The 14,438-nt window shown below is 43.5% G+C and carries 7 protein-coding genes and 6 pseudogenes; 7 read left to right on the plus strand and 6 right to left on the minus strand.

What is annotated here, in order from left to right; translation table 11 throughout:
• Nucleotides 1-9: 9 nt before the first annotated feature.
• The 3 genes and pseudogenes from JCM14505_RS00810 (at nucleotide 10) to JCM14505_RS00820 (ending at nucleotide 2,273) form a co-directional block, all read left to right on the plus strand.
• A pseudogene (locus JCM14505_RS00810) lies at nucleotides 10-914 on the plus strand (proline-specific peptidase family protein).
• A gap of 29 nt (nucleotides 915-943) precedes the next feature.
• Nucleotides 944-1,582: an HAD family hydrolase gene (locus JCM14505_RS00815; RefSeq protein WP_054652189.1), complete on the plus strand. Its 639-nt coding sequence runs from the start codon at nucleotides 944-946 to the stop codon at nucleotides 1,580-1,582.
• A gap of 67 nt (nucleotides 1,583-1,649) precedes the next feature.
• Nucleotides 1,650-2,273 carry a L,D-transpeptidase gene (locus JCM14505_RS00820; protein WP_054652191.1) on the plus strand — a complete coding sequence of 208 codons (624 nt, stop codon included), beginning with the start codon at nucleotides 1,650-1,652 and terminating at the stop codon, nucleotides 2,271-2,273.
• A gap of 498 nt (nucleotides 2,274-2,771) precedes the next feature.
• On the opposite strand, the pseudogene JCM14505_RS10515 reads toward JCM14505_RS00820, so the two are convergent.
• A pseudogene (locus JCM14505_RS10515) lies at nucleotides 2,772-3,832 on the minus strand (DHH family phosphoesterase).
• Between the two features lies 1 nt (nucleotide 3,833).
• A pseudogene (locus JCM14505_RS00830) lies at nucleotides 3,834-5,385 on the minus strand (ABC-F family ATP-binding cassette domain-containing protein).
• Nucleotides 5,386-5,500: 115 nt separating this feature from the next.
• Here JCM14505_RS00830 and JCM14505_RS00835 point away from each other — a divergent pair.
• A pseudogene (locus JCM14505_RS00835) lies at nucleotides 5,501-6,819 on the plus strand (MATE family efflux transporter).
• 53 nt (nucleotides 6,820-6,872) lie between these two features.
• Here JCM14505_RS00835 and JCM14505_RS00840 read toward each other — a convergent pair.
• The 3 genes from JCM14505_RS00840 to JCM14505_RS00850 form a co-directional block, all read right to left on the minus strand.
• The gene (locus JCM14505_RS00840) at nucleotides 6,873-7,913 is read right to left on the minus strand and encodes a zinc-binding dehydrogenase (RefSeq protein ID WP_054652193.1); all 1,041 of its coding nucleotides are present in this window, start codon (nucleotides 7,911-7,913) and stop codon (nucleotides 6,873-6,875) included.
• 137 nt (nucleotides 7,914-8,050) lie between these two features.
• Nucleotides 8,051-8,368 (minus strand): thioredoxin family protein, encoded by a 318-nt coding sequence (locus JCM14505_RS00845; RefSeq protein ID WP_054652195.1) that lies wholly within the window; start codon nucleotides 8,366-8,368, stop codon nucleotides 8,051-8,053.
• Nucleotides 8,343-9,116 carry a TerC family protein gene (locus JCM14505_RS00850; RefSeq protein ID WP_054652197.1) on the minus strand — a complete coding sequence of 258 codons (774 nt, stop codon included), beginning with the start codon at nucleotides 9,114-9,116 and terminating at the stop codon, nucleotides 8,343-8,345. Before JCM14505_RS00850 ends, JCM14505_RS00845 begins: the two co-directional genes overlap by 26 nt.
• A gap of 154 nt (nucleotides 9,117-9,270) precedes the next feature.
• Here JCM14505_RS00850 and JCM14505_RS00855 point away from each other — a divergent pair, with 154 nt between their 5' ends.
• Entirely contained in the window at nucleotides 9,271-9,813 is a 543-nt protein-coding gene (locus JCM14505_RS00855; RefSeq protein WP_054652199.1) for a TetR/AcrR family transcriptional regulator, read from the plus strand.
• Nucleotides 9,814-9,839: 26 nt separating this feature from the next.
• Nucleotides 9,840-10,759: pseudogene (locus JCM14505_RS00860) on the plus strand (magnesium transporter CorA family protein).
• A 464-nt stretch (nucleotides 10,760-11,223) separates the two neighbouring features.
• On the opposite strand, the gene JCM14505_RS00865 reads toward JCM14505_RS00860, so the two are convergent.
• Nucleotides 11,224-11,877 carry a histidine phosphatase family protein gene (locus JCM14505_RS00865; RefSeq protein ID WP_054652201.1) on the minus strand — a complete coding sequence of 218 codons (654 nt, stop codon included), beginning with the start codon at nucleotides 11,875-11,877 and terminating at the stop codon, nucleotides 11,224-11,226.
• Between the two features lie 140 nt (nucleotides 11,878-12,017).
• On the opposite strand from JCM14505_RS00865, the pseudogene JCM14505_RS00870 reads away from it, so the two are divergent.
• A pseudogene (locus JCM14505_RS00870) lies at nucleotides 12,018-14,151 on the plus strand (LTA synthase family protein).
• Nucleotides 14,152-14,438: the final 287 nt, after the last annotated feature.

Genomic DNA, 14,438 nt, shown 5'->3' on the forward strand with positions numbered 1-14,438 from the left:
AATAACTTTATGAAACAAGGAACAACCATTTTAACGTTAGATAACGGGTACCATTTATGGACCAACACCCAAGGAACAGGAGATATTCACTTACTCGCTTTACACGGTGGTCCCGGTGGTAACCACGAATACTGGGAAGACACGGCGGCCCAATTAAAGAAGCAAGGATTAAACGTCCAAGTTCACATGTACGATCAATTGGGTTCATTATATTCCGACCAACCCGATTACTCCGACCCTAAGAACAAAGAAAAGTTCTTAACGTACGAATACTTCTTAGATGAAGTTGAAGAAGTTCGCCAAAAGCTCGGCATCGATAACTTCTACTTAATCGGGCAAAGCTGGGGTGGTTTACTCGTCCAAGAATACGCCGTTAAGTATGGTCAACACTTAAAAGGCGCTATCATTTCATCAATGGTCGATGAAATTGACGAATACGTTACGAACATTAACCGAGTCCGGGAAGCCACGTTACCGGCTGAAGAAGTGGCCTTCATGAAGGAATGCGAAGCCAACAACGACTACGATAACGATCGGTACCAAAAGAACGTGCAAATTTTAAACGAAGAATTCGTTGACCGCAAACAACCATCCAAGTTATACCACTTAATGGATCTTGGTGGCACGGCAACTTACAATGAATTCCAAGGGGATAATGAATTTGTGATTACCGGGAAATTAAAGGACTGGCACTTCCGGGATCAATTACCAAAGATTACGATGCCAACCTCTTAACGTTCGGGGAACACGAAACGATGCCGTTAGATACCGCTAAGACGATGGCTGACTTAATCCCTAACTCACGCTTAGTAACCACGCCTGATGGTGGTCACCACCACATGGTTGACAACCCTGATGTCTACTACAAACACTTAGCTGACTTTATTAAGGATGTTGAAAACGGTCAATTTTAAACCACTAACGCACCCCACGGGAGATTTCCATGAAGTACTTAATTTTTGATGTCGACGGCACGTTAATTGATACCAAACAAATGTATATGCCTGCGATGATTGAGGCCCTCGCTGAATTTGGTTACCATTACGACGCTGAAACCAGTGCTAAATATCAACGTGAATTATTCGGGATTACAGGTTATGATTCATTATTACGAATTGGCATTGATGAAGCTCAAATCCCCCAAATTCTTAAGCGGTGGAATGAACTAACAATTCCCCGTCAACACTTAGTCACGGCCTTTGACCAAATTCCGGAAACAATTTCAAAATTAGCAACCCGCGATGACATCAAGTTGGCGATTGCCACGTCCAAAACCACCCCAGAAATTACTGATTTTAAGGGACAATTCACTTGGGCCGGTCACTTTAATGTAATTATTGGTGCGGATGATACTAAGGAACACAAACCAAATCCCGAACCACTTTTAACGGCCCTGCACAGCCTAGACCCAACTGCATCAGTGGATGACGCTTACTACATCGGTGATACCAATCACGATTTAGAAGCTGCCCACAATGCTGGGATGCACTTCGCCGGGGCGCTGTATGGTTCGGCAATGCCGGAAAAATTAGCTACGGCTGAAGTTAAATTAACGACCCCGAATGATTTACTGCAACTTTAATTACATTTCGGTTGCAAATTAACTCTTTTATTGCCCTCCTTCCCGTGCGCTTGTTAAAATTAATAACATGAAAAAGAAAAGATTCAGTTTAATTATTTCGGACATAATTGCTTTAGCACTGGTTACCTTAGCAATGGGTTATCTCCATGTGTTAACCCACTCTGATAGCCAAACCACTACTACCAAAATGTCCTCCAAACACCATAACGTTACTAAACAAGCCCACTCTAAGCATCAGCAACACCCTGCCGTTGATTGGCGCGCCCCCTCAGAAACGAATCCTTATCCAAATTTGACCAGCGTGCGAAATTTATGGATTAAAGTTTCCATTGCGCAACAACGCGTGTTCATTATGGATGGTGAACAAGTCTTGTACACCATGCTTTGTTCAACGGGAGCCAAGACGACACCTACACCAACCGGGACTTTCCATATCCAAGCCGAACGGGGACCGGAATTTTATAACAAAAAAAGTAAAGAAGGCGCCAAAAATTATGTCTCCTTTAAGGATCACGGTGTTTACTTATTCCATTCAGTTCCAACGGATAAAAAGGGAAACTTTATCGCAAGCGAAGCCAATGAGCTTGGCCATACCGCCAACTCCCATGGATGTGTACGGTTAAGTGTCGCTGATTCAGAATGGTTTTATAATAGTATCCCGGAAGGAACTAAGGTTGTAATTGAAAAATAGGTCGTAAGCCACGCATCAAGGAAGCCGCGACCTAACGTAGACAAGGCGTTGGCACTAGCTATGCTAGGGTCGGCGCCTTTGTCATAGTTAGGCACTAGGCTTCCGCGTGGCGAACGTAGTTACAAATAGGTCGTGAGCCGAGCGTTAAAAGCGACGTTTGGCTGACTTTGAAACGGGCCTTGACGTGGCAACACGTCAGGGTTCGTTTTCAGTTAGTCCTAGTCGCTTGCTCGGTGAACGTAGTTAATAATTAGGTCGCGAACCCAGCGTAAAAGACGCCGGTAGGCTAAGCGCAAAATAGGGGTTGACGTGGCACACGTCGGAGCCTATTTTTGCTTAGTCCTAGGCGTCTGCTGGGTGAGCGAAGTTACAAGGTTGCCGTAGAAGATAGTTCGGTGGTTGTCCGCCGAACGTAGTTAATATCCAGGTCGCGAGACAAAAAAACAGGAGCTCCCCCCAGTAATGCGGGAAGTGAGCTCCTGTTTTCATTTGGCTAATTTATTTATCTTGCATCAGTTGAGCTAAGGCCGCAAACGGTGAATCAAAATCATCATCGTCAGCAGCAGTTGCCGCCCCGGCTTGATGAGCAGCAACTTGTTCTTGCAAGTGGCTCACTAATGCTTGTTCTCCAGCCGTAATTAAGTTGAAATCAATGCGGGCCCCAGCCGCTTCCGCATGGCCGCCGCCACCAAAATAGGTTTCAGCTACTTCAGCCACATCAAGTTCGCCATTACTGCGCAAAGACAAACTCGTTGGACCGGCTACCATTACCGCTTTCACATTTGGGTGTTCCGCTAAGGTCCGGTGACCAAGGTCTGATTTATAGCTGTCCGCATACACTAGCGCCCAGGGTTGACCAGCCAATTCAAATTCAACGACATCTTTTAAGTGATGTTTCAAATATTGTTCCCGGCGTTGGTTCAACGTCTCAATTAACAATTGATTTTGGGTCCGGTAACTAGTCCAATCAGTTGCCAAACAAGCGGTCACAAATTGGGCTGACACATCTAACGGGTAGAACCAGAACAATTGATCTAATTCATCCGCCATTTGGCGCATCGAGGCTGGCATGTCAGCCTCATTTTGCCAATCCCACGTATCGTAAGCCCGAATTGCTTCCACCATTGGGCTAAGGCAGCATGCCGTGCCGGCGTTAGGTTAGCTCCCCAAGCTTCTTGTTGCACCCAATCCCAAACAATACTGGTGGCACTGGCATTTCCTGGTGTCGTCGGGTTAATTACATTCGCTGCGTGTTGTGCGCGTAATTCAGCTTCACTATCATGATGATCAAAAATTAACCAATGATTAGCAAACTGTTGATCAAGCTGTTGAAACGTATATTCATGATCCGGGGTCATATCCATAATATAAACATCCGTCACCAATTGACTTTCCGGACTCCCTAACCAGCGCCCTAAGACTTCATCAACTCGTCCGGCGCCAATCGTTTCAATTTGATACGTGATATCTTGCGCTAATTCTTGTTGGATTTGTGCTAGTAAATATGCCCCAAAGCCATCTAAATCATTGTGTGAAAAGATTTTTACAACTTGACTCATCTTAATTTCCGCCTTTCAAACTTAATTTTTCAACGTCGAGTTCTTTATCAAACCACCCATCCGCAAAACTCGCCTCGTGACTAACGACAATGACGTTGCCTGGAAATTTAGTTAAGGCGGTCTTTAACGCTTCTTTCGTTGGTTCATCTAAGTGATTCGTCGGTTCGTCCATCACTAAGAAATTGGCGGGCGTTAATTCTAGCATGGCTAGTTTAACTTTCGTTTGTTCACCCCCGGATAATAAATTCAGCGGTTTCATCGTATTGGCCGCATTAATCCCGGCCCGGGCTAAGCGTTGCCGAATCGTTTTGGGTAATAAAGTGGGAAAGGCATTTTGAATCGTTTGCAGCGGTGTCAAACTGGGATCATCCCAAATTAAATCCTGATCAAAGTAATTCACCACTACCGACGGGGAAAACTTTGCTTCACCGCCCAAGGATGGAATCACCCCTAAAATCGATTTAATTAACGTTGACTTCCCGACCCCATTAAATCCCTTTAAGCGTAATTTTTCGCCACTACTTAACGTAAACGAAACTGGATTTAACAACGGGTGCGTATACCCCGCGGATAATTCACTCACTTTTAAGGCATTCGCCGAAGCTGAGGCAACATATGGAAATTCAAAATGCGCCGGTAAATTATCACTCGGTGGATCAATCCGTTCCATCCGCGCTAACATTTTCTCCCGCGATTTGGCCATCGTCGACTTTGATCCCGCTTTGTTTTTCCGGATAAACCGTTCAGCCCGATCAATTACTTCTTGTTGCTTCGCGTATTCTCGCGCTTGTTGTTCTTGCCGTTCCCGTTTTTGGCGCATCGCTTGTTGGAAACTCCCGCGATATTTCGTGATTTTTCCAAAGGCCACGTCACAGATGGTGTTCGTGACTTGTTCTAAGAAATCATAGTCATGCGAAATCACCATCGCCGCCCCCGGATATTCATTTAAATAACTAATCAACCAATCGATATGCGCCGTATCTAAATAGTTCGTCGGTTCATCGAGTAAAATCACATCCGGGTCTTCCAGAAGCATCTTCGCCAAAATCACTTTCGAGCGTTGTCCCCCACTCATTTCACTCACCATGTGATCATTACCAAGTGCATCAAGCCCTAGTCCAGTCATCACTTGTTCAATCCGGGTATCTAATTCATAGTAATTCTTCGCATCTAATTCAGCTTGTAATTGCCCTGCCCGCGCCAGCTTTTTATCATCTAAGTCCGTTGCGTATTCAGTATACAATTGACCCATTAGCTCATTTTTGGCGTCCAATTCGGCAAACGCCGAGCGCAAATACTGAATTAACGTCATCCCCGCCGGAATTTCAACATATTGATCTAAGTAGCCAATTTTAGTATTTTTTTTGCCACGTAATCGTCCCTTCAACGGCTAGTAACTGTCCTATTAAAATTTTAATTAGCGTTGATTTACCGGCCCCATTTTCGCCGACAATCCCCATATGTTCGCCCCGCTCTAATTGAAAGCTGGCCGCTTGGTAGAGTTGCTTATCCGCAAAACTCATTGATAAATTTTTGACATCTAATATTGCCATGCCTAAAAGTTCCTTTCTACTGTTCCATCATCATTCGATTTTACCACGTTTTACTTGCACGACTGGTTCAACCACCCTTAAAATAGTTTAGTTAAGATTTCTTAAGGAGCTTCTTATGGATCATTTATTTGAACATACTTCAATCAAAAAAGCCTACTTTACCTTGGCGTTGCCGGTCGTATTAAGTATGATTGTCAATTTAGTTTACAACATGGTTGATACTTTTTTCGTTTCCCAAACCCAAAATCCCGCGTTAGTGGCGGGGGTTTCCCAAAGCGCCCCTATTTTCACCTTCTTAATTGCCCTTGGTGATATCTTTGGCCTCGGGGGGAGCTCGGTAATTTCTCGCTTATTCGGAAATAAAAAAATTCAAAACCGGGCGTAACGTCAGTGGATTTGCTTTCTACGGAGCCTTGTTCACTGGGATAATCACGGCCATTATTTTATTAATTGCCCGAACACCACTTCTTCATTTACTCGGGGCCTCACCAACAACTTGGCAATACGCCAGTCAATACTACACCATTTTAGTATTCGGGGCACCCGCGATTGTCTTCAGTTTAGCGCCCAGTAATATTTTACGGACAGAAGGGCTCGCAGTTTCGTCGATGAAAGCCAGTGTGATTGGGACCGTCACGAACATCATTCTTGACCCCATCTTTATTTCTGGCTTTCACTGGGGCGCCGCGGGAGCAGCTGGTGCAACCGTTTTGAGCCAAATCATTTCTGCCTTAATGTTAGCCTACTATACTGGCGTTAAAAGCCAACGCCTCACGGTTTCCATTCGTGAAACGAAAATTAGTCGCCACCTGCAACGTGAAATTTTAGCAATTGGGATTCCGGCTTCGATTACTAACATTATGATTACCTTCGCTACCGCCGTCACCAATAACTTCTTAATTCAATACGGGGCGGATAGCGTCGCCGCGATGGGCATTGCGACGAAAATTAGTATGATTATTAATTTAATTTTCGTCGGTTTCGCCTTCGGGGCCCAACCATTAATTGGTTATACTTATGGTGCCAAAGATGCGCAACGTTTCCGAGCCGTCGTCAAGTTTGATTTACAAGTCATTATTAGTTTCTCACTATTGATGACCCTCGTCATTTGGCTCCTCGCCCCCTGGTTAATGAGCCAATTCCTACATGATTCGGTAATTATCGCCAAGGGAACCACGATGATTCGCTGGCTGGTTAGTTCTTCCGTTTTTGCCGGAATTATCTTAGTCTTTACCACGATTTTCCAATCCTTAGGTAAAGCACAACCCGCCGGCTGGTTATCAATTTCACGCCAAGGAATTATCTTCGTCATCGTGATCGTCATCGCCCACGCTTTCTTCGGCTACCAAGCGTGATTATGGCCCAATGCTTGGCTGATATTTTAACGGCCTTATTAGCTTATTATTCTGGCTAAAATACCAACCCAAATTCTAACCACATCAAAAGGCGCCCGCTTCCGCGAGGCGCCCTTTTTAATCTCAAGTAAATTAATCTGAAACTACTAAGTACGACTTAATGGTTTCCCGCTTATCCATTGCTTGGTAAGCCGCATCCACATCGTCTAAAGCAAACGTCTTCGTAAAGACCTTTCCGGGGTTAATTTGACCATCTAAGACCGCCTTTAATAATCCGCCCTTCACGTAAGTCGTAACGGAAGCTGGACCCCCAGCAATCTTCACGTTCCGGTAGAAGCTTTCCGCTGGGTTCATGTTGGCCATATGTGGTAACCCAACCCGGCCAATCGTCCCACCAGGACGCACGACAGCCATCGCTTGCGCCGTTGAACTTTCCGCTCCGACACATTCTAAGACCGCATCAGCTCCGGTGCCACCAGTTAAGTCAAGGACTTGCTTAATCCCGGATTCGCCCCGATCAGCCACGACATCCGTTGCCCCAAATTCACGAGCCAACTTTTGCCGATCTTCATGCCGCGACATAATAATGATTTGCGCGGCCCCCAACATTTTGGCTGAAAGTACCGCACATAAACCAACGGCCCCATCACCAACGACTACGACCTTATCACCACGCTTAACATCCGCCGTCTTGGCTGCATGATAACCAGTTGGCATCACGTCAGATAAGGTTAATAAGGACTTGAGCATCCCTTCTGAATAATCACCTGGTTGACCCGGCACCTTAATTAGTGACCATTGGGCATGTTGGTAACGCATGTATTCCGCTTGCGCATCATTTGAGAAATTATCTTGGTGATTTAAACAGCCACCATCAAACCCGTTGATACAAGCAGCACAGTGTCCACAACCATGCGTGAACGGTGCGATTACAAAGTCACCCGGCTTAACGGTCGTAATGTCATCGCCGACTTCTTCAACAATCGCAATTGCTTCGTGGCCTGAGTTATGCCCTTCGGCAACGTGGTCAATCCCCCGGTAGTTCCAAAGATCAGACCCACACACACATGCCCGGACAATGTGTAAAATCACATCATCACTCGCTTGTAGCGTTGGCTTAGCAACTTCATTTAATTTAACTTCTTCGGCTTTCACCATTCCTGTTAATTTCATTGGTTATTCGCTCCTTTTGATTAATCGGGTTTATTCTGACGCTGTGTCATCGATTAAATCTTAGTCCTTTACTTACTAAAAGTCAAATAATTAGTAAAAACCACCGCAGCGCCTCGCACTCCAGTGGTTGTGAAATCTTATTCAGCTAATTTACGGTCTAAGTAGTGAGACAATTGTTGATAATCATACAACCCCGTCACCTTTTCTTTGGCTACCCCATCCCGGAATAAAACCAAACTCGGCATACTCATCACCTTATATGCTTGCGGAATCGTATTGTCTTGATCAACATCGTATTGTAAAAATTTAACCCGATCGCCATATTCTGCTTCTAACTTGGCTAAGACTGGGGCCATCGTTTTACAAGGACCACACCAATCCGCCCAAAAATCGACTAACGTCAGTGGTCCGTCAAGATGATCATGAAAATCAGTCGGCGTTAATGCTTGAGCCATCCTTATGCCTCCTTCTTGCGCGCAGGTGAATTAAAATCGTAATTACAAAGACCGCCACGATAAATAACCCAAATGGTCCGGAACCAATATGAATATTAATCGCTGGAATCGTTAAGAATAACTTCACCGCGATTACCGCGATTAAAATATAAGCCATTGGTTCTAATTCTGGAATCTTCTTCATTAACTTCATAATGAATTCGGCAATTCCCCGCATCGCTAAGATTCCGATTAAGCCCCCAATCAAGACAATCACTGGATTATCTGATACGGCTAAGGCTGCTAAAACCGAATCAACGGAAAAGACAATATCCGTGAATTCGATTTGCGCCACCACGGCCCAAAACCGTTTCCGTCCCGATAATTTATTTAACGGGTGTTTGCTCGTATCTTTGCGTTGCCGGCGGCCGAAGAACTTAGCATGGAAGAAGCGGTACGTCATGTACATTAGGTACACTGCCCCAATCACCTTGATTTCCCAGAAATGGATTAAGTACGTTCCAATCCCAATCACTAAGAACCGGAAAATATATGAACCCCAAATTCCATAGAATAAGGATTCTTCTTGTTCCCGCAAAGTTGGTAACACCCGCGTTTGGGCTGCTAAAACCACCGCATTATCAACGGAAAGTAAACATTCCATCATTACTAAAGAAAAGATGACCACCCAATCTTGACCAGATGAAATCACCGTTAACCAATTATGACCATCAAAAAACGGCCGATACAAATCAACAATAAAAGACAATGCTTTCTTCCTCCATAACTCGTCTTCTTACTTCATAAGACATATTGTACCAAACCTTCATCAAAATACCATTAATTGCCCTTTGAAGTTTTAGTGGTAATATAACAAGGGAATTGTTATAATCTGTAAGTAAACCATCAAGGGAGGAATAACAATGGTTAAAGCAACACGCGAATCACTTATTAAATTAACAATTAAGGAAATTACTGATCACGGTTATCAAAACATTACTTTACGGGGGCTTGCCGCCGAAATTAATGCTACGACGGGGGTTGTTTACTCACATTTTAAGAGTAAGAATGAATTATTCTCCGCTGTTACCTTATCACTTTCTAATGACTTAGCTAGTCGTGATGTCTACAATGATTTTAGCGACTCCAAGGCAACCCTTATCAAAATTTTGGATGATGTTATCAAATGGTATGAAACTAAGCCGAACCTTGTTCACTTTTTCTTAGCCAACCCAAGTCTCAATCATGTATTTGACGATAACAAGTTAGAATTACCATTCTTTGACTTAATCTACAAACACATTGAAAATATCCATAAACAAATTGGCCATGACTTTAACGAACGAGAAATGTACATCCGGTTATGGTCATTTATTTACGGTTACATCATGCTCTTAGAACAAAAGATGGCTACAACAAATCCGGAATTTGTGACGAAGACGGTTGAATTATTAATCAACGAATAATTTAGCAGTGGCGAAAGGATTAGGCGATGCTCAGTTCAGTTCAAATTAACGCCCATAATCACTGGGTCAGCGTCTATGAACCGCTCCCCAATGAACGGGAAACCTTATTTGCCAAATATGAAGTAACCCCGGATATGTTGGAATATGCAATTGACCCGTTTGAAAAATCACGGGTTGAGCTTGACCGCGAAGCCAATATTACCCTGCTCATTTTTGACGTTTTTGTCCCCAATGCCAATCCCGACGATGATATCACGGCGCCCTTAGGAATTATGATTACGAATAATAATGTAATTACCTTTACCAACGCCCAAACTAATTTTGTGAATGGTTTAATTGCCGAACTGTTACCAAAGTTCCCCAATCAAAATCAATCCATCAAAATTATGGATCTCGTTTTACCGTTGCTAATGAAGTTAGCGACCGCTTTTTTTCCACCAATTCGCAAAGCCGATTCCCAACGAAAAGCTTTACAACGTGGGATTCGTCGCCAGAATAACCATGTTTCAATTAACCAATTTATGGAACTTGAAACAAACCTGGTGTTCATTTTAACGTCGCTGCAAGGAAACGTGGCCTTATTACAACAGCTTAAACGTTTGATGGGGTCCAAATTAACAACGCCCCACCAAGAATTACTCGATGATATTATTATCGAAGCGCAACAAGGGTTGAAATGGCTCAAACCACGTCTGATGTGGTAGCGCGCATTTCCGGGGCCTATTCAAAAGTTTTGGATAGTAACCTAAACCAAACGATGAAGTTTTTAACGGTTTACTCAATTATTTTAGCCATTCCACCGATTGTTTCCGGTTTTTATGGCGAAAACGTTGACCACTTACCGTTCGCTAGTCATCCGTTTGGGTGGCAGATTACGATTTTAATCACCTTAATTTTCATCGCCATCTCGATTTGGATTATGTTCAATAAACGATGGTGGAAATAACCAGGTCGTGAGACGGACGTTAAAACCACCTTATCATAACGTTAAACCCGGCGTTGGCGGATAGCATATCCGTCGGCGTCGGGTTTGCGTTATGACTTGGTGGTTGTCCGTCGAACGTAGTTAATAACCAGGTCGTGAGCCACGAATCAAGGGAGCCATGGCCTAACGTAGACAAGTCGTTGGAACTAGCTATGCTAGGGTCGGCGACTTTGTCATAGTTAGGCACTAGGCTTCCGCGTGGCGATCGAAGTTAATATCCAGGTCGTGAGCTCAGCTATCAAAGCGCCTGTTGGCGTAACGATATAAATGGCGTCGGAACTGGCATCGCCAGGTTCGGCGTCATTTTGAGTTAGGCCCTAAGGCGCTGCTGAGCGAACGAAGTTAATAACCACGTCGCGAGCCAACAAAAATAAAACCCGTCCACCTCAAAACGTGGACGGGTTTTATAATGCCACAGCTCTTAACTATTCGTTATAACTAACAAATTTCAAATCGTCATCCGTTAAAATCAACCGGGATAAACTCCCATTTTTTGGTCGTTCGGTAATATCATACTTTCCCGCACCAAACCGTTCAACTAAACTTAAACAGGTATTACCATGACTAACCCATAAAACATTCGCTTCCGCGGGTAAATCTGCTTGCCTGATCTTTGCTAACCCTTGCTCGAGCCGCGCCCAGTATTCTTGATGATCTTCAGCATCGCGGAATGGATCGGCGTCTTTGAGCCAATCCTTAGCCGTATCAATCGAATGCGCCGTGACAATTTCTTTAAAGGTCTTGAGACCGTGTGGTAACCCAGCCATTTCCCAGGCCCATGACATATTTTCACCTTCATACGAGCCGTAAAATTCTTCTCGTAATTCGGGCAACGTTTGCGGTTGGGTCACTGAATCGGCATCATTTTGGCCTAAAATTAACTTCGCCGTTTCCACCGCCCGGCTTAAATCACTTGTAAAGGCGGCATCAAAGTGGATTTCCTTTAATCGTTGCCCCACCCGCACCGCTTGTTCCTGCCCCGTAGTGGTTAACGGACTATTACTCCAACCTTGTAACTTATTGTAACGATTATAAAAAGTTTGTCCGTGGCGAACGAGATAGATATTTAACTTCGTCATCACTAATCCCTCCTATTTCCTTTTAATTGTAACCGATTGCACCAAAATTGCCTAAGGTATTTCCTGACATGATTAGTAACCGTCCATTCCTTAAATATGGTAGAATATGAGCGTTAATCTTAAACCTAAAGGAGTCTCCCATGTTAAAAAAACTGGGTAATTTGGCCAATACCCGTCTTGGTTTATTTATTATCTTGACGGTTTTGTTTTGGCTTAAAAACTTATTAGCCTATTTTGTCGACTTTAATCTTGGCGAAAGCGGGCTCTTACAATTTATTTTATTAATCATCAATCCCCTTGGGAGCGCCATCTTACTCGGTGGCATCGCCTTTTACTTTAAAAAAAATCGCGCTATTTTTACCCCGTTTTATTAGGGATTGAAGCCTTAAATACTTTACTACTATACCTAAATGTCATTTATTACCGCGAATTTACTGACTTTATGACGATTGCCACCATGATGGGGTATTCCAAAGTCAATCAAGGGCTTAGTGGAAGTTCACTGGCGTTAACGCGTCCCCACGATATCTTATTTTGGCTCGATTTAGTAGTTATTATAATCTTAATGGTCATGCGCAAGATTAAATTTGATCCCCGCGCTGTGACACACCGCTTTGCCTTCGCGATTACCTCAATCGCTACGGTGATGATGGCGACCAACTTAATGGTGGCGGAAATGAACCGCCCTCAATTACTCGGTCGGACCTTTGATCGCAATTATATTGTTAAATACTTAGGGATTGATAACTTTACCATCTATAATCTCTTCCAAAGCCAACAAGTTTCTCATATGCGCCGAAGTGCGACCAAATCACAACTGGCCAATGTCCGAAAATTTACCAATGCCATTTATGCCAAACCTGACCCCAAAATGTATGGGATTGCCAAAGGGCGTAACGTAATTGTGATTCACCTCGAAAGTTTCCAACAATTCTTAATTGGCGCCAAAGTTAACGGCCAAGAAGTGACCCCATTTTTAAACTCCTTGACCAACCGCGAAGATACGTATTCCTTTGACAATTACTTCCACCAAGTGGGGCAAGGGAAAACGAGTGACGCCGAAAACTTACTCGAAACCAGTACCTTTGGTCTCCCACAAGGATCATTATTTGCCACGCTCGGCTCGGATAATACGTTCCAAGGAGCTCCAGCAATTTTGAACCAACGCGCTGGCTACTCGAGTGCGGTCTTTCATGGTAATGTCGCTAGTTTTTGGAACCGGAATAACGTTTATAAAAACCTTGCTACCAATACTTCTTTGATGCCAGTTATTTTGACACGTCCGGCGATAAGGCTACCGGATATGGCTTAAAGGATAAATTACTCTTTAAGAATTCAATTCCGTATTTAGAACAATTACAACAACCGTTCTATGCTAAGTTCATCACGGTTACGAATCACTTCCCATTTGATCTGGATAGTGAAGATGCCGATCCGAACTTTACAGCTCCGAATACCGGAAATACAACCGTTGATAATTACTTTGTCACGGCCCACTACCTTGATCAATCTTTGCAAGAATTCTTTAATTACTTGCAAAAAACTGGCCTTGATCAAAAATCGATTGTTATGATTTACGGTGATCACTACGGGATTTCTAACACTGAAAACAAATCCTTGGCCACCGTCTTAGGCAAAGATCCGAATAATTGGACTAACTTTGATAATATGCAACTACAACGAGTTCCATTAATGTTTGTCATTCCGGGAACGACGGGCGGCCACGTTGAGCATACGTACGGTGGTGAAATTGATACCTTACCAACCTTGCTTCACCTATTGGGAATTTCCACAAAGCGGTACACCTTCTTTGGCACCGACCTCTTCTCCCCAGAGCATCGGCAAGTCGTAGCGTTCCGGGATAATAATTTTATAACGCCGAAGTTTACCAGCATCGGCAATACCATTTATGATAATGCCACGGGAAAAGAAGCCAAGTTAACTGCTAAGCAACAAAAACAACTACAAGCCGATGATAACTTCGTCAATAATGAATTAAAACTTTCCGATTCATTAAACCAAAAGAACTTGCTACGTTTCTACACCCCCAAAGGATTTAAAGCCGTGGATCCAACGCAGTATAATTACGCGAATGGTTTGAAGAAGTTGAAACGCTTAGCTGCCAAATTAGGGGCTAAATCAACTAGTCTATGGAGTCAAAACAATGACCACTCGACCGCTGATGATTACTCGACGGATGCACCAGAGGCGAACCACTCCACTACTTCTGATAATCGGATTAAGATTACTAATCCTGATGGCAATAATAATTAACCTACTAAACCATGCTTACCGGCATGGTTTTTTTAGTGCCGTAATTAACGCTGAATGCAGAAAATGGTACGTTCACTGCAAAACGTAATCGTTTATTTTACAAAAAGTTTAGTTTCTACTTTGTATTAGCATTAACGATTTATGAAATGATAACAGAACTTTTTACAAGAAATGATTAAAATGCTGTCAAAACGCCAACACCACGTTACGTGTAAACGACTAATTTGTACCACTATATCTAGTATTTTTAATGAAATCCACCCCTATATCTTGTGTTTGACGGTGGA

It is taken from the genome of Limosilactobacillus equigenerosi DSM 18793 = JCM 14505 (assembly GCF_001311375.1).
Lineage (GTDB): Bacteria > Bacillota > Bacilli > Lactobacillales > Lactobacillaceae > Limosilactobacillus > Limosilactobacillus equigenerosi.

Coding starts and splice junctions, on each gene's coding strand:
- JCM14505_RS00815 (WP_054652189.1), top strand. CDS start 944: ATGAAGTACTTAATTTTTGATGTCGACGGCACGTTAATTGATACCAAA.
- JCM14505_RS00820 (WP_054652191.1), top strand. CDS start 1,650: ATGAAAAAGAAAAGATTCAGTTTAATTATTTCGGACATAATTGCTTTA.
- JCM14505_RS00840 (WP_054652193.1), bottom strand. CDS start 7,913: ATGAAATTAACAGGAATGGTGAAAGCCGAAGAAGTTAAATTAAATGAA.
- JCM14505_RS00845 (WP_054652195.1), bottom strand. CDS start 8,368: ATGGCTCAAGCATTAACGCCGACTGATTTTCATGATCATCTTGACGGA.
- JCM14505_RS00855 (WP_054652199.1), top strand. CDS start 9,271: ATGGTTAAAGCAACACGCGAATCACTTATTAAATTAACAATTAAGGAA.
- JCM14505_RS00865 (WP_054652201.1), bottom strand. CDS start 11,877: ATGACGAAGTTAAATATCTATCTCGTTCGCCACGGACAAACTTTTTAT.